Source organism: Roseivivax sp. THAF197b (assembly GCF_009363255.1).
In the GTDB taxonomy this organism is placed as follows: domain Bacteria; phylum Pseudomonadota; class Alphaproteobacteria; order Rhodobacterales; family Rhodobacteraceae; genus Roseivivax.
Genome location: NZ_CP045318.1, coordinates 1,646,866 through 1,667,579 on the forward strand (window position 1 = coordinate 1,646,866; position 20,714 = coordinate 1,667,579).

19 protein-coding genes are annotated in these 20,714 nt (G+C 64.5%); 12 read left to right on the plus strand and 7 right to left on the minus strand.

Features of this window, described 5'->3' with window-relative positions; all coding sequences use genetic code 11:
• The first annotated feature begins 24 nt into the window (after positions 1 to 24).
• The 3 genes from FIV09_RS08210 (at position 25) to FIV09_RS08220 (ending at position 2,462) form a co-directional block, all read left to right on the plus strand.
• A complete protein-coding gene (locus tag FIV09_RS08210; protein WP_152449528.1) occupies positions 25 to 1,230 on the plus strand; it encodes an FAD binding domain-containing protein in 1,206 nt (401 codons plus the stop codon).
• A 79-nt stretch (positions 1,231 to 1,309) separates the two neighbouring features.
• Entirely contained in the window at positions 1,310 to 1,804 is a 495-nt protein-coding gene (locus FIV09_RS08215) for an OsmC family protein (RefSeq protein WP_152449529.1), read from the plus strand.
• Complete coding sequence (locus FIV09_RS08220; protein WP_152449530.1) at positions 1,797 to 2,462, plus strand: TetR/AcrR family transcriptional regulator; 666 nt, start codon at positions 1,797 to 1,799, stop codon at positions 2,460 to 2,462. The genes FIV09_RS08215 and FIV09_RS08220 overlap by 8 nt, the downstream gene beginning before the upstream one ends.
• Before the next feature lie 78 nt (positions 2,463 to 2,540).
• Here FIV09_RS08220 and FIV09_RS08225 read toward each other — a convergent pair whose 3' ends face one another.
• Positions 2,541 to 3,062, minus strand: coding sequence for a peroxiredoxin-like family protein (locus FIV09_RS08225; protein ID WP_152449531.1), 522 nt, complete (start codon positions 3,060 to 3,062; stop codon positions 2,541 to 2,543).
• Positions 3,063 to 3,369: 307 nt separating this feature from the next.
• Between FIV09_RS08225 and FIV09_RS08230 the strand changes: the two genes are divergently transcribed.
• The 4 genes from FIV09_RS08230 (at position 3,370) to FIV09_RS08245 (ending at position 7,992) form a co-directional block, all read left to right on the plus strand.
• On the plus strand, positions 3,370 to 4,197 hold the full coding sequence (locus FIV09_RS08230) for a xanthine dehydrogenase family protein subunit M (RefSeq protein WP_152449532.1): 828 nt from the start codon (positions 3,370 to 3,372) through the stop codon (positions 4,195 to 4,197).
• A 1-nt stretch (position 4,198) separates the two neighbouring features.
• Positions 4,199 to 4,678: a (2Fe-2S)-binding protein gene (locus FIV09_RS08235; protein ID WP_152449533.1), complete on the plus strand. Its 480-nt coding sequence runs from the start codon at positions 4,199 to 4,201 to the stop codon at positions 4,676 to 4,678.
• Positions 4,675 to 7,053, plus strand: coding sequence for a xanthine dehydrogenase family protein molybdopterin-binding subunit (locus FIV09_RS08240; protein ID WP_152449534.1), 2,379 nt, complete (start codon positions 4,675 to 4,677; stop codon positions 7,051 to 7,053). Before FIV09_RS08235 ends, FIV09_RS08240 begins: the two co-directional genes overlap by 4 nt.
• Positions 7,054 to 7,398: 345 nt before the next feature.
• Complete coding sequence (locus FIV09_RS08245) at positions 7,399 to 7,992, plus strand: hypothetical protein (RefSeq protein ID WP_152449535.1); 594 nt, start codon at positions 7,399 to 7,401, stop codon at positions 7,990 to 7,992.
• Between the two features lie 222 nt (positions 7,993 to 8,214).
• On the opposite strand, the gene FIV09_RS08250 is transcribed toward FIV09_RS08245, so the two are convergent.
• Complete coding sequence (locus FIV09_RS08250) at positions 8,215 to 9,291, minus strand: C4-dicarboxylate TRAP transporter substrate-binding protein (RefSeq protein WP_152449536.1); 1,077 nt, start codon at positions 9,289 to 9,291, stop codon at positions 8,215 to 8,217.
• Positions 9,292 to 9,545: 254 nt separating this feature from the next.
• Here FIV09_RS08250 and FIV09_RS08255 point away from each other — a divergent pair, with 254 nt between their 5' ends.
• Positions 9,546 to 10,073: a TRAP transporter small permease gene (locus tag FIV09_RS08255; protein WP_152449537.1), complete on the plus strand. Its 528-nt coding sequence runs from the start codon at positions 9,546 to 9,548 to the stop codon at positions 10,071 to 10,073.
• Between the two features lie 15 nt (positions 10,074 to 10,088).
• Entirely contained in the window at positions 10,089 to 11,408 is a 1,320-nt protein-coding gene (locus tag FIV09_RS08260) for a TRAP transporter large permease (protein WP_152449538.1), read from the plus strand.
• Between the two features lie 17 nt (positions 11,409 to 11,425).
• Here the strand turns inward: FIV09_RS08260 and FIV09_RS08265 are convergent, their stop codons facing one another.
• Positions 11,426 to 12,334 (minus strand): LysR family transcriptional regulator, encoded by a 909-nt coding sequence (locus FIV09_RS08265; protein ID WP_152449539.1) that lies wholly within the window; start codon positions 12,332 to 12,334, stop codon positions 11,426 to 11,428.
• Between the two features lie 129 nt (positions 12,335 to 12,463).
• On the opposite strand from FIV09_RS08265, the gene FIV09_RS08270 reads away from it, so the two are divergent.
• The 3 genes from FIV09_RS08270 to FIV09_RS08280 are packed head-to-tail and all read left to right on the plus strand — an operon-like array spanning position 12,464 to position 15,338.
• The gene (locus FIV09_RS08270) at positions 12,464 to 13,567 is read left to right on the plus strand and encodes an LLM class flavin-dependent oxidoreductase (protein ID WP_152449540.1); all 1,104 of its coding nucleotides are present in this window, start codon (positions 12,464 to 12,466) and stop codon (positions 13,565 to 13,567) included.
• Between the two features lie 2 nt (positions 13,568 to 13,569).
• Positions 13,570 to 14,373, plus strand: a complete 804-nt coding sequence (gene pcaD, locus FIV09_RS08275) for a 3-oxoadipate enol-lactonase (protein WP_254702353.1) — start codon at positions 13,570 to 13,572, stop codon at positions 14,371 to 14,373.
• On the plus strand, positions 14,370 to 15,338 hold the full coding sequence (locus FIV09_RS08280) for an SLAC1 anion channel family protein (RefSeq protein WP_152449542.1): 969 nt from the start codon (positions 14,370 to 14,372) through the stop codon (positions 15,336 to 15,338). Before pcaD ends, FIV09_RS08280 begins: the two co-directional genes overlap by 4 nt.
• Positions 15,339 to 15,358: 20 nt before the next feature.
• Here the strand turns inward: FIV09_RS08280 and FIV09_RS08285 are convergent, their stop codons facing one another.
• From FIV09_RS08285 to gabT, 4 genes are all read right to left on the minus strand, one after another.
• A complete protein-coding gene (locus FIV09_RS08285; RefSeq protein ID WP_152449543.1) occupies positions 15,359 to 15,913 on the minus strand; it encodes a carboxymuconolactone decarboxylase family protein in 555 nt (184 codons plus the stop codon).
• Between the two features lie 45 nt (positions 15,914 to 15,958).
• Positions 15,959 to 17,554 carry an FMN-binding glutamate synthase family protein gene (locus FIV09_RS08290; RefSeq protein ID WP_152449544.1) on the minus strand — a complete coding sequence of 532 codons (1,596 nt, stop codon included), beginning with the start codon at positions 17,552 to 17,554 and terminating at the stop codon, positions 15,959 to 15,961.
• 27 nt (positions 17,555 to 17,581) lie between these two features.
• On the minus strand, positions 17,582 to 18,901 hold the full coding sequence (locus FIV09_RS08295; RefSeq protein ID WP_152449545.1) for an aspartate aminotransferase family protein: 1,320 nt from the start codon (positions 18,899 to 18,901) through the stop codon (positions 17,582 to 17,584).
• Between the two features lie 188 nt (positions 18,902 to 19,089).
• Complete coding sequence (gene gabT, locus FIV09_RS08300; protein WP_152452461.1) at positions 19,090 to 20,442, minus strand: 4-aminobutyrate--2-oxoglutarate transaminase; 1,353 nt, start codon at positions 20,440 to 20,442, stop codon at positions 19,090 to 19,092.
• Between the last annotated feature and the right edge of the window lie 272 nt (positions 20,443 to 20,714).

Genomic DNA, 20,714 nt, shown 5'->3' on the forward strand with positions numbered 1-20,714 from the left:
GCAATTGCAGGGGAGGCAGGCAGCATGGCAGGCAAGGCGGCAATCGTCGGAGGATCGATCGGCGGGCTGTTCGCGGCCGCCGCGCTCAAACGCGCAGGCTGGGACGTGGTGGTGCATGAACGCGTGAATGTGCCGCTTGCCGGGCGCGGGGCCGGGATCGTCACGCATCCGCAGCTCATTGACGCGCTGGAACGCGTGGGGGCCGAGACCGCCGATCTGGGCGTGCATGTGGACGAGCGTGTCGCCTTCGACCAGCAGGGCCGTGCCCATGCGCGCATGCCCTATCCGCAGGTCGTCACGTCCTGGGATCGCACGTACCAGGCCTTGCGCGCGCTGGTCCCGGATGCCCAGTATCGCCTTGGTCAGGCCCTGCACCGCTTCGATCAGGATGCGGACGGCGTCACGCTGCATTTCGAGGACGGCGCAACGGAGCGTGCGGATGTGCTGATCGGCACGGATGGGTTCCGATCCGTGGTGCGTGGGCAGATCGCGCCCGAGGTGCAGCCCGTATATGCGGGATACGTGGTCTGGCGCGCACTCGCCAATGAGGCCGATCTCGATCCGGGGATCCGCGACCGGGTCTTCGACATGTTCGGGATGTTCATGCCGAAGGGGACGCAGATCGTGGGCTATCCCATCGCTGGCGAGGGCAATGACCTGCGTCCAGGGCATCGGCGCTACAATTTCGTCTGGTACGTGCCGACGGACGTCGATGATCTGGACGATATGCTGACCGATGCGGAGGGGACGCGGCATGCGATCTCCATCCCGCCGCCACTGGTGCGGGAGGCGGTGGTGAAACGCGCCGCGCAAAGGGCTGCGGAATGGCTGCCGGACGTGTTCGAACACGTGCTCGCGAAAAGCGAGCGGCCCTTCTTCACGCCGATCTATGACCATCTGAGCCCTGATTTCGCGCAAGGCCGCGTGGCCATCGCTGGCGATGCGGCCTGCGTGGCGCGGCCGCATGTGGGCATGGGCGTGACCAAGGCCGGGGGCGATGCCCTCGCACTCGGGCGGCACCTTTCGGGGGTGGGGCCGGAGGGTGTTGAAGCCGCCCTCGCATCCTATTCCGCGGAACGTGTGCCCGCGGCCCGCGCGGCGCATGATCGCGCGCAGATGCTGGGGCGTTACATCTTCGCTGATCCCGCAACGGGGCATAACCGCGACGGGCGCAACAATCCCAATCAGGACGAGATCCTGCGCCTCACGGCGGTGGCTGATTTCGACTGAGATGCGGACGCGGCGTGATTCTTAATGATCGCCCGATAAATATGCGTTAAACAGGCCGGGCACAGATCAGGAGCGCGGCATGGAAGATCAGGCAAGCAAGACCTTCGACGTCATCTTCGAAGGCACGGGCACCTCAAGCGGTAAGATGCGCAATGACATCGCGGTCGAATGGCCGATGATGAAGGAACGGTTCGAGCTTGCGACCGACGAGGGCCCGTTCCATGGCGGGGACGGAACCGCGCCGCCGCCTCTTGCGCTGTTCACCGCAGCCCTGACGGGGTGCCTGATGACCCAGATCCGCGCCTTCTCCAAGCGGCTTCGGATCGACATGCGCGGTGTCGAGGTCAAGGCAAAGCTGCATTGGTCGGGCGAGCAGATCGGCAACGCGCCCTATGTCACGGCGCCTGTCGGTTTTTCACTCGATGTGGATATCGACAGCGATGCAAGTCCCGAAGATCTCACGCATCTTCTTGAATGTGCCAAGAAAGGGTGTTTCATCGAGCAAAGCTTGGCGGAAGGCGTGAATGTCAGCCACCGGCTCAAGGTGAACGACGACTGGCAGGCCATTGACTGACAAGACAAAATCCAAAGGGGCGGGTGCGGAGACCGCACCGCGCCGCAAGCGCCTTTCATCGGATGAGCGCCGCGAGGAATTCCTGGCCAAGGCCATCGAGTTCTTTGCCAAGCAGGGCTTTGAAAGTTCGACCCGCGCGCTGGCCCGGCAATTGGGCGTCACGCAGCCGTTGCTCTATCGCTATTTCCCGTCGAAGAGCGACCTGATTTCCGAGGTCTATGACCGCGTCTACGTCAAGCGTTGGCGCGATGAGTGGAGCGCGCTTCTCACCGATCGGGAGAAACCCGTGCGCAGCCGGCTGGTCGAGTTCTATTCCGCCTATACCGATGTCGTCTTCCATGACGAATGGATGCGGATTTTCCTGTTTTCCGGCCTCAAGGGCGAGGATATCAACCGCCGCTACATGAAGCTGGTGCGCGCCCGCATCCTGGAGCCGATCCTGCGTGAGCACCGCGTCGAGACGGGCATGGGCGAGACCGAGCCCTCAGACGAAGAAGTGGAATTCGCCTGGATCATGCATGGCGGCATTTTCTACTACGGTGTGCGGACGCTGATCTACGAAGCCTCGGTTCTGAACAACAAGGATTTCGTGATCGAGACGTCCATCGACGCGTTCCTCGGCCAGTTGCCGAAGGTGCGCGCGGCGGTGGCCGACTGACCGAGACCCGCTGCGCGCGTTTTCAGCCAGGCTGAGACGTGGCGGCGCGACCCGCGAAAGCAGCCGCGCCGAAACCGCTCAGGCCTTCGTGCCGCGTGCCGGGTAACCCTTCGCGACCGCGCCGACCTTGCTCAGCAGGATATCGAGATTGGGTCGCGCGAAGGGCATGGTGGCGATGTCGATGAGATACAATTCGCCATCCGGCTTGACCCAGAAGGTGCCGGGCTCCGCGAAGGTGGCCGTTTCGGCCTCCTTGATCGAGCTTGAGAGATAAAGCCCCCAATTCCGCGCATCCTCTTCGGTCATGCCATACGCGATCTGCGTCTTCTCGAGCCCCCATTCGTCCTTGGCCTTCTGCGCGCGATCCTCGGGATCCATGGAGACGGCGACGACCTTCACGCCCGCTGCCTCGAACGCCTCGATCTTGGGCTCCAGCTGATCGGCGAGGAAATCCTTGCAGACCGGGCAATGAAAGCCGCGATAGACCAGGATCATCGTGACCGTTTCGGGCGTCTGGTCGGCCAGGGTGAAGGTGCCGCCGCCCACAAGCGGAAGGGACAGGGCCGGGGCCTGCGTGCCGGGCATGATCTTGGAGGACATGTGAGAAAACTCCTGTTTTTCAGTTGGATATCGGTCGGTTGAGAGCGAAACGGCCCTGATCGCCGATGGGTTCCCGAATGCGGTGAGCGGGATGGGCGGCACGGATGGCCTTGGCGGTGGGACTGCAGGCGCTCATCGGGCAGGGCGGTCGCCTCTGCCTGAAGTAGGTCGTCCTCTTCACCATGATCCGGACCATCGCGGCCTTCCGAATTTGCGCTTGCCTGTTATTTATAAGTCGATAAATTAAGTGATACGGGAAGGGTCTGCAGAGCACAAGGGCGCCAGTTCGGACCGGGACGGGGGGATCATGAAAGCTGCGGATTTCGCGTATGAAAAACCGGATAGCCTGGACGCCGCATTGGCGCTTCTGGCCGATCCGGACCGGGATGCGAGCCCCATTGCCGGTGGGCAAAGCCTTGTTCCCATGATGAATTTCCGGATGGCCATGCCGGAGCTTCTGGTCGATCTCAACGGGCTTGATGAATTACGGGGCATTTCGGCGGACGCCGGTGGCGGCCTCAGGATCGGCGCGATGACGCGTTACAGCGCGCTCGAGGCGTCCGACCTCGTGACGGAGCGCGCGCCGATCATCGCGATGGCACTGCCGCATATCGCGCATGCCGCAATCCGCAATCGGGGCACCATCGGGGGCAGCGTCTCGCTGGCCGATCCGGCGGCGGAAATGCCCGCGCTGATGTTGGTTCTCGATGCCGAGATCGAGGTGCAATCGGCCAAGGCCCAGCGCCGCATCAAGGCGGACGAGTTCTTCACCGGCCTCTACGAGACCGCGCTTGACGAGGGCGAGTTGGTGACCGCGATCCACGTACCGGCCGCACCTTCGGGCCGACGCTTTGCCTTTTATGAACTCGCGCGACGCCACGGCGATTACGCAATGGCAGGCGTCGCAATTGCCGGGACGGGCGACGCGCTGGAAGACCCGCGCATCGCCTTCTTCTCGGTCTCGGACCGGGCGCTGCGTGCGCGCGGCGCGGAGGCCGCCTTGGCCGCAGGCGATGTGGAGGGCGCCATCGCGGCGCTCGATGAGATCGACTTCGCGGGCGATCTCAATGCCGATGCCAAGACCAAGCGCCATCTCGCGGGCGTGGTTCTGAAGCGCGCCCTGGGGAGGCTCTGACATGTCCGACACACGAACGATCCGTTTGACCGTGAACGGCGAGACCGGGAGCTACACCGTCCCCGTCCGGCAAAATCTTGTCGACTTCATCCGCAACGATCTGGGCCTGACGGGCAGTCATGTGGGCTGCGAACATGGCGTCTGCGGGGCATGCTCCATCGAGGTGGATGGTGATATCGTGCGAGGCTGCCTGATGTTCGCGGTGCAGGCCGATGGGGCCGAGATCACCACGATCGAAGGCCTGGCGGAAAGCGACCGGGGCGCGGCCCTGCGTTCCGCCTTCTCGGCGCGCAACGCGCTGCAATGCGGCTATTGCACACCGGGCATGCTGGCCACGGCGCTCGATTACGTCGAAGCGGGCGGGGCCGCCGACCGGGCGGCGATCCGCGCGCATCTGTCGGGCAATTACTGCCGCTGCACAGGGTATCAATCCATCGTGGATGCGGTTTGCGACGTGATCGAGGGGAGGGTCGAGGCATGAGCGGCCCGCTGACCATGTTCGACACGCCGCGCGCCTATATCGGACAGCCCGTGCCGCGCGCGGATACCAAGCGGCTCCTGCAGGGGCGGGGCAAGTTCATCGACGACATTCAGCTGCCCCGGATGCTGCATGCGGCCTTCGTCCGCTCGCCCGTGGCGCATGGCACGATCACCGGGATCGACGTCGAGGAGGCGCGCGCGCTGCCCGGCGTCATCGCGGTCTATACCGGTGCGGATATCGCGCCGCACGTGGAACCGTACGTGGGCGTGCTGAGCCACCTTGCGGGACTGCGCTCGGCCCCGCAGATGCCGCTTGCGGTGGATGTGACCCGCTGGATCGGCGAGCCCTTGGTGATGATCATCGCGCAAAGCCGCGCCGTGGCCGAAGATGCCGCAGCGCTCGTGATGGTCGATATCGATCCGCTGGACGCCGTGACGGATATGGAAACCGCCCTCGATCCCGCGACGCCGGTGATCCATGCGGAGATGGACTCGAACCTCGCCTGGGAGCGCACCGTCGATGTGGGTGATGTGGATGCGGCCTTCGCGCGGGACGATGTGACCGTGGTCGAGCGTCGCTTCCGCTTCGGGCGCCATACGGGCGTCACGCTTGAGACGCGCGGCGCCGTGGCGGCGTTCGATCCCTCCGAGGACGAGCTGACTTTCTGGTATTCGGGCCAGGCGCCGCACATGATGCAGTTCATCTTCGCCAAGCATCTGGGCCTGCCCGAGGAGAACGTGCGCGTCGTGAGCCAGGATGTGGGCGGCTCCTTCGGGATCAAGATCCACACCTATGGCGACGAGATCGCGACGGCGCTGGCGGCGAAGCTGCTGGGCCGGCCGGTGAAGTTCGTGGCCGACCGGATGGAAAGCTTCCTGTCGGATATCCATGCACGCGATCACGTGGTCGACGGGCGGATCGCCGTCGATGCCGACGGCAGGATCGCCGCTTTGGCCTTCGATGACATCACCGGGATCGGGCCCTTCTCGATGTATCCGCGCACCTCGGCCATCGAGGCGAACCAGGTGCTGAACCTCACGGGCGCGCCTTACGTGATGGAGAATTACCGCGCAAACGCCAAGGTCGTGTTTCAGAACAAGAACCTGATGTGCCAGTACCGGGCGGTGGGGCATCCCATCGCCATGGCGGTCGCGGATGGCCTGCTGGAGGATGCCGCGCACGAGATCGGCATGGATGTGGTCGAGATCCGGCGGCGCAACCTCATCCCCGACGACGCTTATCCGACGCAATCGGCCTCTGGCATGAAGCTCGACGATCTGAGCCATCACAAGAGCTTGGAGACCCTTGTTGACGCGATGGATTACGAAGCGCGGCGGGCGGAACATGCCAAGCTGCGCGAAGAGGGCATCTATCGCGGGCTTGGTCTCATTTCGATGGTGGAGGTCACCAACCCCTCGCCGATGTTCTACGGCATCGGCGGCGCGCCTATCGCGAGCCAGGATGGCGCGACGATCCGGCTCGATGCGGGCGGCGGGGTGCATGTGTCCTCGTCGGTGACCGAACAGGGGCAGGGTACCAATGCCATTCTTGCCCAGATCGCGGCGGATGTGTTCGGCGTACCGATCGAACGGGTCAAGGTCACCACCGGCGACACGCGGACCACGCCTTATGGCGGCGGCACATGGGCCTCGCGCGGCGCGGGCATCGGCGGGGAGGCCTGCCTGCAGGCAGCGCAGGCCTTGCGCGATCAGGTGCTCGAGGTGGCGGCGGTGATCCTTCAGTCCGAGCCCGGCAAGCTTGATATCAAGGCAGGCGCGGTGGTCGATGCCGAAGGCGGTGCGGAGCGGATGAGACTCAGCGATCTGGCGCGGACGGTCTATTATCGCGGCAACGAGCTGCCCTCGGATCTCAAGCCTGAACTGATCGCAACGCGGCATTATCGCGTGACCGACTTCCCCTTCGTCTTCACCAACGGCGCCATGGCCGCCGAGGTGGAGGTCGATCCCGAAACGGGCTTTGTGCAGGTCCTGAACTTCTGGGCGGTCGAGGATTGCGGGCGCGTCATCAACCCCGTGCTGGTCGACGAACAGGTGCGCGGCGGCGTGGTGCAGGGCATTGGCGGGGCACTTTACGAGGAATGCGTCTATGACGCGGAGGGCCAGCTGCAGAACGCGACCATGGCCGATTACCTCGTGCCGATGGCCTTCGAGATGCCGGATATCGTGGTGAAACACGTGGAGACACCGACCAAGACCTCCGTTCTGGGCGCCAAGGGTGCTGGCGAGGCCGGCACGGGCGGCGCGCCCGGCGCGGTGATGAACGCGGTGAACGACGCGCTTCGACCCCTGGGGGCGGCGATCCACCAGATGCCGATGACACCCGAGCGGGTGCTGCGGGCCTTGGGGAAGGTCTGAGCCCGGCCCATACAGCGCAGGGCGAGTAAACGCAGGACCAAGCGGGATTTGTCTGCTGATGCGCTCTGCTGGGCGTTGTTCGAAACAGCGCGTCCACAGGCGCCGCTCCTCTGAAGATGATTTCTGTTCGGACCTCGCGGCAAACCAAGCGCACAGGACGTCCGATCCGGTCGAAAAAAGCGGAGCCTGTCCACATATCCCGCCCGTGCGTACCGTCGCTTCATCCAATCAACTTGCCTCTCTGTGAACGCGTTCACAGCGTGGCTGCCTGCCATCTCCTAAAGCTTGGGTCATCGAACGGACACACAGTCCACAGCCTGAACCCAATGACCAAGGAGATTTCCGATGACCAACACGATTGCCAAGAAACTCATCGCCACAGCCCTCGCGGTTTCCACGCTTGCCAACAACGCGACCACGGCGACGGCGGCCCCCCTGACCAATAATTACCGGGCCTACGAGGTATCGTTCGAGTGCCACAAGGACGGCGTGATCAATACCGGCACTCGGGACAAACTGGCGGTCAATTTCGTGACAACCGGGGGCCGGATCTACCCGGGCACGGCGATCCTTCAGCCCGGCAGCACCTGCGCGCCCGGCAGCCTTGCGGTCTATCGCTCGCCGCAGATCGCGTTGCCGAATGATGACCAATTGGCGCGGGTCACCGTGGCTGCAACTGGGCAGGATGCGATGCTCGCCACGGTGGTTCATGTGCACCAGTACGACAAGGGTGCGCCGAATACCGGCTTTCGGACGCCCTATGTGGGCCGCTGGGCCAATGGCAATGGACGGCGCGCCTATTGCTTCTCCACCGACGCCGCCGACACGACCAGCCAGGGCTGGTTCTCGAACGGAGGCGATCCGGCCCGGCATATCTGGTCGGCGGGCTGCACGAAGAAGATCACGTTCATGGTCAACGGCCCGGCCTCGCTTAACTAGAGCTCGGAAAGGCGTTTGCGCAGGTATCGTCCCCGGACGGGCCTGCGCGACAGAGCGACAGTCTCGACGTCCCTCGGTTCCCTCCGGGGCATTTTTCGCATCTGCACCCCGATTGAGGCCATGGATGCTGGCGACGAGCCTCGCGTGCCGGGTTGTCGCATGCCCCATCATGAAAAAGGGCGGCCCGAAAGCCGCCCCGTTCGTTACGGCTGAGGCCAGACCTCACTCGATGGTGTAATCCACCGGCATCTCGTAGCCCGTCGCGGCGACCGCTTCGATATAGGTCTTCATCACCTCCGTGCCGGGCATGCCGCGGCCGTCGGCGTCCTTGGCCTGCTGGTTGGGGAAGCTCACGAGGCTTTCCGCCCAGCCCGCGCGCGCCTCGGCGGACAATTCGCGGATCTCCGCACCCACTTCGCGCAGCCCTTCGAGGCCCGCGGCCTGCCGCGCGTTGTTCGAGGCACCCGACTGGTCCTCATAGGCGCGGCCCACTTCGACGATGATCTGGCGCACGTCCTCGGGCAGGCTGTCGAACTTGCGCTGGTTCATGGTCAGCGCGTTCACGCCCATCGCGCCGAAGCCGATCAGGGTGTAATAGGGCGAAGGCTCGTAGAACTTGAAGCCGAGATAGGCCGAGGGGAACATCAGCCAGCCGTTATAGACGCCCGTCTGCAGCGACAGGTAGCCGTCGGGCAGGGTGGATTGCACCGGCACCGCGCCCGCGAATTCGAGCCAGGGCAGGTTGGGCCCCGCGCCGCCGATCTTCACGCCCTGCAGGTCGTCCACAGTCTCCCAGGGATCGGTGGTGCCGAGGTGATAATTGTCCCAGCCATGCAGACCCAGAAGCACCTGGTCATACTCGGATGTGAATTGCTCGGTCAGCCACGGCACCGCGTCATAGGTGGCGCGCACGGCCTCCATGCCCTGTGCCGCGTCCTGCGGGCCGAAGGGCGTGTAATAGGGGAAGTTGTGCAAGAACAGCTTCGCCGGCTCGAAACAGATGCAATAGGCGCCGATATCGAGAATGCCGTTCTGCACCGACTCGAGCGTCTCGGCCACGCCCGCGATGGCACCGCCATAGCCTTCCACGAACTCGATCGTGTGCTCCGTCTCCTCGGCGACGCGGCGCTTGACCTCGGGCACGAAGAAATCCGCCACATCCGCCACGTAGACCGCAGGCCCGTTGGGGTGTCCGGCCCCGATCCTGAGGGTGATATCCTCGGCAAGGACGGGGGTCGCCCCGAGTGACAGTGCCGTCCCGACAAGCACGCATCCGCGCGCGTAAGCCGTCTTTTTCATCTATGTCTCCTCCCTGGTGTCGCGCAATATCGCGTGGAGCTGGCGGCCCTGGCCTGATCGGTGCTCTTGTCCGACCGGCATTATTTATCGACCGCTAACTACCGATGACATTCCCACACATAATCCCGCACCGGTCAAGCTGGCACATGAGCTGAGCGCCTTATTTATCGTTCGCTAATTAAAGTCCTTGACCCGAAACCGAGATAAAGTAGCTTTTGCCAACCACATGGCGTCAACAGGCAGGGGAGGGTCTGATGCAGGTGCCCATCAAGATTTCGAGGGCGATCCATCTGATCTCCGCGCTCTGGACGCTGGCCTTGGCGGCGCTGATCTTCGGGGACGTGATCGGACGCACGGTCTTCACGGCGCCCATTCCGGGCACCAAGGAAATCCTGCAGAACTCCATCGTCTCCATCGCCTTTCTGCAATTGCCGCTGGCGATCTATTCCGGCTCCATGTTGCGCACGACGATCTTTGCCGATGCGGTGCCGCCCGTCGCGCGGCGCATCCTGCGGACCGTCTCGGCGCTGCTCGGCCTCCTCGTCTTTCTCGGCCTGGTCTGGAGCACGCTGCCTGCCTTCCTCGATGCCTACCGGATCGGCGAATACGAGGGCGAGGGTTCGTTGCGGGTGCCCACCTGGCCGGTGCGCGGCGTCGTGCTGGTGATGTCGGCCTTCGTGGCGCTGGCCTATCTGCAAATGATCTGGCTCGACTGGCGCGGGCGGCTCATCGACGAGTCCGAAGCGCCCGGCGCCTTCGCCCCCCTCGGCACCGAAAAATAAGAGCAGGAGCGCGTCATGGGTGGGGATATCGTACTTTGGATGCTGCTTCTGCTGATCGTTCTGATCTTTCTGGGCGTGCATATCGGCGTTTCACTGGCGGTCTGCTCCGCGCTTGGCGTCTGGCTGATGCTCGGCAGTTTCGAGGCGGCGGTCTCGATCCTTGGAAACACCGCCTATGAGGCGGTGCGCAAGGACGTCTTCGCGGTGATCCCGCTATTCGTCCTGATGGGGGATTTCATATCAAGGTCAGGGGCGGCGTCCGACCTTTACCGGATCTGCGACCGCACGCTAAAGCGCCTTCCGGGCCGACTGGCCATCGCGACCATTGCCGGAAACACCGTCTTCGCCGCCGTGACGGGCGTGTCGATCGCTGCCGCCGCCGCCTTCAGCCGCATCGCGTATCCCGAGATGAAGCGCGTGGGCTACAAGCAGACCTTCTCGCTGGGCGCGGTCGCGGGCTCGGCCTGTCTCGGCATGCTGATCCCGCCCTCGGTGCTGCTGATCGTCTGGGCAATCCTGACCGAGATGAGCGTGGGCGCCCTGTTCATCGCGGGCATCATCCCGGGCATCCTGCTGGCGCTTCTCTTCACGGCCTACGTGGTCATCTCCGCCATGCGAAAGCCCGAGATCGCGCCAGCCTTCAAGGAGGAACTGGTCCCGCTGACGCGCGAAGAGCTCCGCTCAGAGCTCGTGGGCGGGCTCGGCATCCTCGCGCTGATCCTGCTGGTGATCGGGGGCATCTGGACGGGTATCTTCACGCCGACGGAAGCCGCCGGGTTCGGCGCCATCGGCGCGCTCATCATCGGCATCATCAAGGGCATGCGCGGCCGCGAAATCCTCGAGGCGATCTATCAGGCGGGGCGCACCACGGCGCCCATCATGTTCCTGCTGATCACGGCGCAGATGTATTCGCGCCTTCTGGCCATCGGCGGCGCGGTCAACTTCATCCAAGGGCTCTTTTTCGGCATGGGGGCGGAGCCCTGGATGATCATCGCACTGATGATGGTGATCTGGATCATCCTCGGCATGCTGGTCGATTCCGTGTCGATCATCCTGCTGACCGTGCCGATCTTCGCGCCGATGGCGGTGATCCTCGGCATCGATCCGATTGCCTTTGCGATCTTCGGCATCCTCGTGATCGAGGCAGGCCTGCTGACGCCGCCCTTCGGACTTCTGGTCTATACGGTGAAAGGCTCCGTGCCCGATCCTGACGTGACTTTGGGCCAGATCTTCGCGGGCTCGACACCCTATTTCCTGCTGATCCTGCTGGCCGCGCTGATCGTCCTGTTCGTACCGGCGCTCGCGACCTGGATGCCGCAGGCCATGCTGAACTGACGGAAAAGGGCGCGGCGTCAGGGCTCCTGCAACCCGTCGAGGTCGCGGCGGATCTCATCGAGGAAAAGATGACCCTCGGGCGCCAGCGGTCGGCGTGCGGGTTCGATCACCACGAAATCGGAATAGAGCGGCGGATCGATCAGCGGAGAGACCGTCCGGACGACGCCGCCTGCCTGGGCATCAGGCCCCGCGATGATCCAGGGCAGTATGGTGACCCAATCGCTGTTCGCGACGAGTTCAAGCGTGCCGAGCATCGCATCCATGTCCAGAAGGCGCGCGACGCGGATGCCGTTCGTTTCGAGATATTCCTCGATCTTTGCGCGGCGGATATTGGCGCGCGCGGGCACAATCAGGTGCAAGGGGGGCAGGGAGGCCAGTGCGACGGGGCCGAGGTTTTCGAGCCCCTGGCCCGGACGCGACAGCAGCATTTCCCGCGAGCGCACGAGCGGCGTGACCTTCAGCCCGGTCTGGCCGGAAAAGCCCGGCACCAGCGCGAAATCCAGCGCCTCGGCGCGCACCATGTCCGTGAGTGCGCCGGAATAGCCCTCGATCACCTCGATCTCGACGCCGGGATGGGCGGCGGCAAAGCGATCAAGCGCCGGGGCAAGTGCTGCACGCGTCAGGGCCGGGATCAGGCCCGCGCGGATCTTGCCGCTGATGGCGCCGCCCGCCGCCCGCGCCTCGCCGCTGGCCTGTTCCAGAAGCCTGAGCGCCTCGATGCATTGGGTGTAATAGCGCTGCCCGGCCGGCGTCGGCGTCACGCCATCGGGGCCGCGCAGGAACAAGGGCAGTCCCAGCGCCTGTTCGACCGCGGCCACATGCTGGGAAATGCCCGATTGCGTGGCATTCTCGCGTTGTGCGGCGCGGGTGAAGGACTGCTCCTCGACCACGGCCACGACGGAGCGGATCTGGCGCAGGGTGATCATCGGCTTGCCCTCCGGTCACTTTCGAAATTGTCGCGCCATCAATAATTTTGATCCGCTTTTTTATTCATTATAATTTCACATGAGAGGCCGGCAATATACCTTCGACGCAGATCATCGAGGGAGGACGTGATGGATCTGGGCTTCTTCACCATGCCGATACACCCGGTCGACAAGGACTGGCGCACATCTCTGGCCGAGGATCGCGCGGCGTTCCTGCTGGCCGATGAGTTGGGCTTCACCGAGGCGTATGTGGGCGAGCATGTCACCGACGCGGCCGAGAACATCACCAGTTGCGCGATGTTCATTGCCTCGCTCGCCTCGGCGACCAAGCAGATCCGTCTGGGGACGGGCACGGTCAACATGCCCAACAGCCATCCCGCCGCCGTGGCCGCGCAGATGGCCATGCTCGACCACATGCTGGACGGGCGGTTCAATTTCGGCATCTCACCCGGAGGCCTCGCCTCGGATGCGGAAGTGTTCGGCAATCTCGACAAGGATCGCCCGGGCATGTTCCTCGAAGCGATCAACATGGTGCTTGAGATCTGGGCCCGCGAGGCCCCCTACAACATCAAGGGGGAGCACTGGGAGGTCTCGACCGAGCGCACGCAGATGACAGAGATCGGGCAGGGCATCATGCCGAAGCCCTTGCAGCGCCCGCATCCGCCCATCGTGGTGACTGCCGTGGCGCCGTTCTCGAAGGGCGTGACCGAGGCGGCGGCGCGCGGTTGGGACCCGATCAGCGCCAACTTCCTGATGCCGCAATGGGTCAAGAGCCACTGGCCGAAATACGTAGAAGGCTGCGAACGGGCGGGCCGTCCCGCCGATCCCGCAAACTGGCGCGTGGCGAAAAGCGTCTTCGTGGCCGACGACATGGACACGGCGCGCCGCTACGCCACCGATCCGGACAGCCCCTACCGGTTCTATTACAGCCAGCTTCTGACCAAGATGCGCAAGCATAACCGGCTGGGATTGTTCAAGGAACATCAGGATCAGCCCGATGACGAGGTCACGCTCGATCATGTCTGCGACCGGTTGATCATCTGGGGCACGCCCGACAAGGTCACCGACGATCTGCTGGCCTTCCAGGACGAGGTCGGTCAATTCGGCACGCTGCTCGTTGCAGGCAAGGACTGGGCCGATGTTGACCTCGCCCGCCGCTCCATGGTGCTGTTGGCCGAGAAGGTGAAACCCGCGATCGACACGGCAACAGCGGCACAACAGGCGGCAGAGTGAGCATGCAGGCAGATCTGGGCAGCGTGACGCTGCATTATCGCATCGACGGGCCCGACGGGGCGCCCTGGCTGATCCTGTCGAACTCGCTGGGCGCGGATCTGTCCATGTGGGACGACCAGATCCCGGTTCTGACCGGCACCTACCGCGTGCTGCGCTACGACACGCGCGGACATGGCGGATCCTCCACGCCCGAGGGGCCTTACAGCTTCGACGACCTTTTGGGCGATGTGCTGGGGCTGATGGACCACCTCGGGATCGAGACTGCGGCGTTCATGGGGCTGTCGATGGGCGGCATGACGGGGCTTGGCCTTGCCATTCACCACCCCGACCGGATCACGCAGGTCATCTGCGCCGATGGCCGTGCGGATGCGCCGGAACCGTTTCGCGCCATGTGGGACGAACGGATCGCCAAGGTCGAGGCAGGCGGGCTGGAGGCCATCGCGGACGGCACGCTCGCAAGCTGGCTGACCGAGGATTGGCGTGCGGAAAACCCCGAGCGTGTGGCGGCGATCCGGGACATGGTCCTTGCCAATGATCCTACGGGCTACATCGCCTGTTGCCGCGCGCTTCAGGGCCTCGACTACCTGCGGCATCTGCCGGAGGCCGGGGCACCCATCCTTTTCGTGGGCGGCAGCGAGGACAAGGGTGCTGCGCCCGAAGTCATGCAGGCCATGGCCGAAGCCACGCCGGGCGGCGCCTATATCGCCATTCCCGATGCGGCCCATGTGGCCAATATCAACCGGCCCGAGGCGTTCAATATCGCGATCTCGGACGTGCTGGGCCTGTCGGACGCATCGCCTGTATGAGCGAAGAGGCCCGGCCCGACGTCGTGCAGACACCCGCGCTGGCCTATCTGCCGGTGGCCCTTTTCGGCATGACCATGGGGCTTCTGGGCCTTGGACTCGCACTCTACGCGGCGGGCTTTACCACGCTGTCCTTCTGGATCGGCGGGGGCGGCAGCGCGGTGCTGCTGCTTCTGCTGACGGCCTATGCGCTGAAGGCGCTGCACTATCCCGATCATGTCGCGCGCGAATGGGGAGATCCGGTGCGGTTGGCCTTCTTTCCGGCGGCCAGCCTGTCGGTGATCCTGATATCCATCCTGATCTGCCGCGATCTGCCCTGGCTCGCGCGGCCGCTCTGGATCGGCGGCGCGGCGGTGCAGGCGGTGATGACCGTGATCGTCTTCTCGGCCTGGATATCGCATCGCGCCTTCGGGCCGGGCCATCTCTCGCCCGCATGGTTCATCCCGGCCGTGGGCAATGCCATCGTGCCGGCGGCAGGCGTGCCTTTGGGATATGTGGAGCTGAGCTGGTACTTCTTCTCCGTGGGTGTGCTCTTCTGGATCGTGCTGCTGACATTGGTTTTTAATCGCCTGATCTTCCACGACCCGATGCCGGGCAAGATGCGCCCGACGCTGGTGATCCTGATCGCGCCGCCTGCCGTGGCCTGCCTTGCCTGGCTGCAGCTCAATGGCGGGGCGGTGGATGCGCTCGCGCGGATCTTCATCAATCTGGGCTACTTTTTCGCCGCTTTGGTGGCCATCCGTATTCCGTCGCTTCTGAAGCTGCCCTTCGCGCTGTCCTTCTGGGCGCTGTCCTTCCCGCTGGCCGCGCTGACCAGTGCCAGCTTCCAGTTCGCCGCGCTGGCGGGATCGCCACTGCATGCATGGATCGGCTGGGGGCTTCTGGTACTGCTGTGCGGGGTGATCGCCGCATTGAGCCTGCGAACACTGAAAGCGGCCCTTCGGGGGGAGATCTGCTTGCCCGACTGATCCCGCTCAAGGCTTGCGCCTTACGGGTCGAACGGATGTTCCTCGAGCCGCGCGCGGATATCGTCGTCCAGCGGCGTGTCGAACGAGTTCAGCATGAAACCCAGCGTCGAGTAGAAGCCCACGGTGGCCATCAGGTCCAGCAGGGCCGCCTTGCCATAGCTTGCGATCATCGCGTCCCGCGTCGCGGGCGTCAGGCGCGAGGTGTCGAACAGCTCGTCCACGGCATTTGTCAGCAGAGTGTCCTCATCGCTCATGGCGGCTTTCGGCCCCATGGCCGTGGCGATGCGCGCATCCGACAGCCCAACCTTTCGGGCCCGTTCGATATGCTGGAGCCATTCGTATTCCGACCCCAGCCGGAACCCCGTGCGCAGGATGACGACTTCACTGCGGACAGGGCCCAAGGCCGTCCCGTTGACGATATGGTCCCGCAGATCCATCCAGGCCCGCAGCAGCTCCGGATGGTGCGCCATGGTGCGATAGACGTTGAGCTGCCCGGCAAATCCGTCGCGCAGATCCGCGATCTCGCTGGGCCAGTTGCTGTCGGGCAGGGGGGCGAGGTTGTGCTCCGCCGTCATGTGCTTTCCCTCCATTGCGCGATCCGGCCCGGCCAAGGCGCCGGTTCAGACAACGTCGAACGGTTCGAAATCATTGGCGCGCGCGCGGTGCCACCGTCCGAGATAGCCGAACTTGTCCTCCTCCTCTCGCAGGAGGAAACCGTCGGGCAGATAGGGATAGACATCCTCGCCGGTGACCATGTCGCGCGCGCTTTCGCGCATCATCAGGTGATGCGGCCGGAAATCGCCGGGTGCCGAAAGGCCCGCGGCTCCCGTCATCTCGGCCAGCGCCTTCAACGTGTTGTTGTGGAACCGGTAGACGCGTTCGGCCTTGCCCACGGGATCGAGCGCGCGCTGCCGCCACGGGTCCTGCGTGGCCACGCCCACGGGGCAATGGTTGGTGTGGCAGGCCTGCGCCTGGATGCAGCCGATGGCGAACATGAAGCCGCGCGCGGAATTGGCCCAATCGGCGCCCAGCGCCAGAGCCTTGGCAATATCGAACGACGTCAGAAGCTTGCCCGAAGCGCCGATCTTGATCTGGTCGCGCAGACCGGCCCCGCGCAGGGTGTTATGCGCAAAGACCAGCCCCTCGACGAGCGGCATGCCGATATGGTTGGCAAATTCCAGAGGTGCCGCCCCCGTGCCGCCTTCCTTGCCGTCGATCACGATGAAATCGGGCACGATCCCGGTCTCCAGCATCGCCTTCACGATGCACATGAATTCCCGCCGGTGCCCGATGCACATCTTGAAGCCCACGGGCTTGCCATGGGCATGGGCGCGCATCTTGCCGATGAACTGAACAAGCTCCAGCGGTGTGGAAAACTCGGGGTTTGCGGCGGGTGAGACGCAATCCTGTCCCATCGGGATATCGCGGGCCTCGGCGATCTCGGGCGTGATCTTGGAGGCGGGCAGCATGCCGCCATGGCCGGGCTTGGCGCCCTGGCTCAGCTTCAGCTCGATGAGTTTGACCTGCGGGTCTGCCGCCTGTTCGGAGAATTTCGCAGGATCGAAGCGTCCATCCTCGGTGCGGCAGCCGAAAAAGCCGGAGCCCACCTCGTAGATCAGATCGCCGCCGCCTTCTCGGTGATAGCGGCTGATCCCGCCTTCGCCGGTGTCATGGGCAAACCCGCCCTTGGCCGCGCCGGTATTGAGCGCGAGGATCGCATTGGCCGACAGCGCGCCAAAGGACATCGCCGAGATGTTGTAGAGCGAGGCGTCATAGGGTTGCGTGCAGTCCGGTCCGCCGATGCGCACGCGGAAATCATGGTCTTCAAGATGCTTGGGCGCCACGGAATGGGTGATCCATTCGTAGCCCTGATCGTAGACCCGCTGACGGGTGCCGAAGGGGCGCTTGTCCTCGACGCCCTTGGCGCGCTGATAGACGATGGAGCGCTTGTCGCGGGAAAACGGCTCCTCGTCCTGATCGCTTTCAATGAGGTACTGGCGGATCTCCGGGCGGATGCCTTCGAACATGAAGCGCATGCGGCCCAGAAGCGGGTAGTTGCGCAGGATCGAATGGCTGTCCTGCAGAAAATCGTAGAGCCCGAGGGCTGTCAGCGCGCCGAAGATCGCGACGCCAAACCAGAACCACGCCGACCAGAACACCCCGATCAGGGAGAGAAGGGCCAGAAGGCCGACCCCGATCAATACCGCATAACGCATATGGTCCCCCTTCGTCTCGTCCGGTGCTCAGAGTGTCGCGGTGATGGCCCTGTTGAGCTTGTCGACCAATTCGTCGAGCTGCGCATCCTCGATGATGAAGGGCGGTGCGAGCAGGATGTGATCGCCAGTCTTGCCGTCGATCGTGCCCGACATCGGGTAGCAGACGAGGCCTTCGGCAAAGGCCGCCTTCTTCAGCGTCGCGCCCAGCTTTCGGGCGGGATCGAAGGGCGCCTTGGTGCTGCGATCCTCCACAAGCTCGATGCCACGGAACAGCCCGCGCCCCCGGATGTCGCCCACATGCGGATGCTGGCCGAAACGGTCCTGCAGGCGCGCAACCAGCTTGTCGCCCTGTTCGTTGACCCGCCGGATCAATCCGCGGTTCAGGATCGCGCTGACCACGGCGTGCCCCGCAGCCGCCGCTGCCGGGTGGCCCAGATAGGTATGGCCATGCTGGAAGAACCCGGAGCCATCGGCCAGCGTCTGATAGATCTCGGCGGTGCAGAGCATGGCCCCGATGGGCTGGTAGCCCGCACCGAGGCCTTTCGCGATGCACAGGATATCCGGCGCGATGCCGTCCTGTTCGCAGGCGTAAAGCGTGCCGGTCCGGCCCATGCCGCACATCACTTCGTCGAGGATCAGAAGGATCCCGTACTTGTCGCAGATCTCGCGGATGCGCTTGAAATAGCCCGGCGCCGGGGCAAGCGCGCCTGCCGTGGCACCCACCACGGGTTCGGCCATGAAGGCCATGACTGTCTCTGGGCCGACGCGCAGAAGCTCATCCTCCAGCGCCTGTGCGGCACGCGCCCCGTATTCTTCAAGGCTCTCGTCGTCGCGGCGATAGCGGTATTCGTAGCAGGGATCGATATGGCTCACGTCCAAGAGAAGGGGCCCGAATTGCTGGCGCCGCCATTCATTGCCGCCCGCCGACAGCGCGCCGATCGTGTTGCCGTGATAGCTTTGCTTGCGGGCGATGAGCCGCCCGCGTTCGGGCTGGCCCTTTTCGACCCAGTATTGCCGCGCGAGCTTGATCGCGGCTTCCGTGGCCTCGGACCCGCCGGAGACGAGATAGACCCGGTCGAGATCACCGGGCGCGTGTTCGATCAGCAGATCGGCCAGCTTCTCGGCAGGCTCGGATGTGAAAAAGCCGGTATGGGCGAAGGCCAGCTGTTCGAGCTGCGCCTCGATGGCGGCCGTCACTTCCGCATCGCCATGGCCGAGGCAGGAGACCGCAGCCCCGCCCGAGCCGTCCAGATAGCGTTTGCCGCTGTCATCGATCAGGTAGCAGCCCTCTCCACCCACGGCTTTGGGCGGGGTGGCATGGCAGTGACGCGAAAAGATGTGGGACATGGACGAGCCCTCCTGAGCCGCGCGGTCCGGGCGCGCATCAATGGGTTGATAATCCACGATAGGAGCATGCGGTGCTTAGGTAAACTGCCGTGACTGCGGGGCAGGTTTGGCGAAAGCGTACCGCGTTTGGGGAAGGGTGGTCTGCGGCGCGTGCGGGACGCCGCAGACCTTTGCGCGGAATAGGGGATTTACTCCGCGGCAATCGCGTGTTCGGCAGCGACCGCGTCGGCCAGGGCCGCTTCGAAGATGGCAAGACCTTCCTCGATGACCGCATCGGACGCCGTCAGCGGAACCATGATGCGCAGCGCGTTGCCGTGCATGCCGCAAGCCAGCAGGATCAGGCCACGCTTCTGCGCATGGCTGATGACCGACTTGGTGAAGGCCGCATCCGGTGTCGCCATGTCGAAATCGGTGACGAACTCGACCGCGAGCATCGCACCCAGGCCGCGAATATCCCACATCCGGTAGGGCGCCGTGCGCGCGCCGATTTCTGCAAAGCGGGCGCGGAACATCTCACCGAGCTGGGTGGAGCGGGCCATCAGACCTTCGGCCTCGATGGCCTCGATCGCGGCAAGGGCTGCGGCGCAGGCCACGGGGTTGCCGCCATAGGTGCCACCGAGGCCACCGGGGATCGGTGCGTCCATCACCTCGGCGCGGCCGATGACGCCCGCGACCGGGTAGCCGCCCGCCATGGATTTCGCCACGGTAATGAGGTCCGGCACGACGCCCGAATGCTCGATGGCGAACCAGGTGCCGGTGCGACCGAAGCCCGCCTGGATCTCATCCGCGATCAGCAGGATGCCGTGCTTGTCGCAGATCGCGCGCAGCGCCTGCAGCATCTCGGTGGGCACGGGCACGTAGCCGCCTTCACCCAGCACGGGCTCGATGATCATGGCTGCGATGCGCGAGGGATCGGCATCGGTCAGCATCAGCGTCTCGAGACCTTTCAGTGCATCCTCGACCGTGACGCCGTTGCGGGCATCGGGGAAGGGCGCGCGGAAGATGTCGGACGGGAAGGGACCCACATCTTTCTTGTAGGGCGCGATCTTGCCGGTCATGCCGAGCGTCAGCAGCGTGCGGCCATGATAGCCGCCCGAGAAGGCGATGACGCCGGGACGGCCGGTATAGGCGCGGGCGATCTTCACGGCGTTCTCGACGGCTTCGGCGCCGGTCGTCACCAGAAGCGACTTCTTGGCGAAATCACCGGGCGCCAGCGCGTTCAGCTTTTCGGCCAGTGCCACGTAAGGCTCATAGGGGACGACCTGGAAGGACGTGTGCGTATAGCGGTCTTCCTGCGCCTTGGCTGCAGCGACCACATCGGGATGACGGTGGCCGGTGTTCAGAACCGCGATGCCACCGGCGAAGTCGATGTAGCGATTGCCTTCGACATCCCAAAGCTCGGCGTTTTCCGCGTATGCCGCGAAAACCGGGGCGGCGGAGGCCACGCCGCGCGGAACGGCGGCATCCTTGCGCGCGAGAAGAGCCGCGTTCGTGGTGGCCGAGGCGGCTTGCGCCTTGGCGGAGGCCAGCGCGGTGCTCATCGTGGATTCGGCGATGGTCGCCTTGCGCTCGGGCGTGACGGCGTGTTCCGTGTGCTCGGTCGCCGCGGCGGCGGCCTTTGCGGCAGGCGTGGCTTTCTGCGCTGCGGCAGCAGGCGCTTTCGCCTTGGAACGGGTGGTCTTCCGGGTGGTCTTGGTCATGGCGCGCTCCGGCGTGGAATATGTAGATTAGAAAATTGATAAGATGATTAGTATAATTGTCAATCGGCCATTTGCCTAGAATTGAAGCGCGCTACTTCCCGAAGCTAAGCAAT

Bases quoted from the DNA above. Each gene is read 5' to 3' on its own strand.
- FIV09_RS08285 (WP_152449543.1), bottom strand. From the start codon at position 15,913: ATGACGGCGGAGCACAACCTCGCCCCCCTGCCCGACAGCAACTGGCCC.
- FIV09_RS08270 (WP_152449540.1), top strand. From the start codon at position 12,464: ATGGATCTGGGCTTCTTCACCATGCCGATACACCCGGTCGACAAGGAC.
- FIV09_RS08280 (WP_152449542.1), top strand. From the start codon at position 14,370: ATGAGCGAAGAGGCCCGGCCCGACGTCGTGCAGACACCCGCGCTGGCC.
- FIV09_RS08265 (WP_152449539.1), bottom strand. From the start codon at position 12,334: ATGATCACCCTGCGCCAGATCCGCTCCGTCGTGGCCGTGGTCGAGGAG.
- pcaD (WP_254702353.1), top strand. From the start codon at position 13,570: ATGCAGGCAGATCTGGGCAGCGTGACGCTGCATTATCGCATCGACGGG.
- FIV09_RS08295 (WP_152449545.1), bottom strand. From the start codon at position 18,901: ATGTCCCACATCTTTTCGCGTCACTGCCATGCCACCCCGCCCAAAGCC.
- gabT (WP_152452461.1), bottom strand. From the start codon at position 20,442: ATGAGCACCGCGCTGGCCTCCGCCAAGGCGCAAGCCGCCTCGGCCACC.
- FIV09_RS08290 (WP_152449544.1), bottom strand. From the start codon at position 17,554: ATGCGTTATGCGGTATTGATCGGGGTCGGCCTTCTGGCCCTTCTCTCC.
- FIV09_RS08230 (WP_152449532.1), top strand. From the start codon at position 3,370: ATGAAAGCTGCGGATTTCGCGTATGAAAAACCGGATAGCCTGGACGCC.
- FIV09_RS08240 (WP_152449534.1), top strand. From the start codon at position 4,675: ATGAGCGGCCCGCTGACCATGTTCGACACGCCGCGCGCCTATATCGGA.
- FIV09_RS08260 (WP_152449538.1), top strand. From the start codon at position 10,089: ATGGGTGGGGATATCGTACTTTGGATGCTGCTTCTGCTGATCGTTCTG.
- FIV09_RS08255 (WP_152449537.1), top strand. From the start codon at position 9,546: ATGCAGGTGCCCATCAAGATTTCGAGGGCGATCCATCTGATCTCCGCG.
- FIV09_RS08210 (WP_152449528.1), top strand. From the start codon at position 25: ATGGCAGGCAAGGCGGCAATCGTCGGAGGATCGATCGGCGGGCTGTTC.
- FIV09_RS08225 (WP_152449531.1), bottom strand. From the start codon at position 3,062: ATGTCCTCCAAGATCATGCCCGGCACGCAGGCCCCGGCCCTGTCCCTT.
- FIV09_RS08245 (WP_152449535.1), top strand. From the start codon at position 7,399: ATGACCAACACGATTGCCAAGAAACTCATCGCCACAGCCCTCGCGGTT.
- FIV09_RS08235 (WP_152449533.1), top strand. From the start codon at position 4,199: ATGTCCGACACACGAACGATCCGTTTGACCGTGAACGGCGAGACCGGG.
- FIV09_RS08250 (WP_152449536.1), bottom strand. From the start codon at position 9,291: ATGAAAAAGACGGCTTACGCGCGCGGATGCGTGCTTGTCGGGACGGCA.
- FIV09_RS08215 (WP_152449529.1), top strand. From the start codon at position 1,310: ATGGAAGATCAGGCAAGCAAGACCTTCGACGTCATCTTCGAAGGCACG.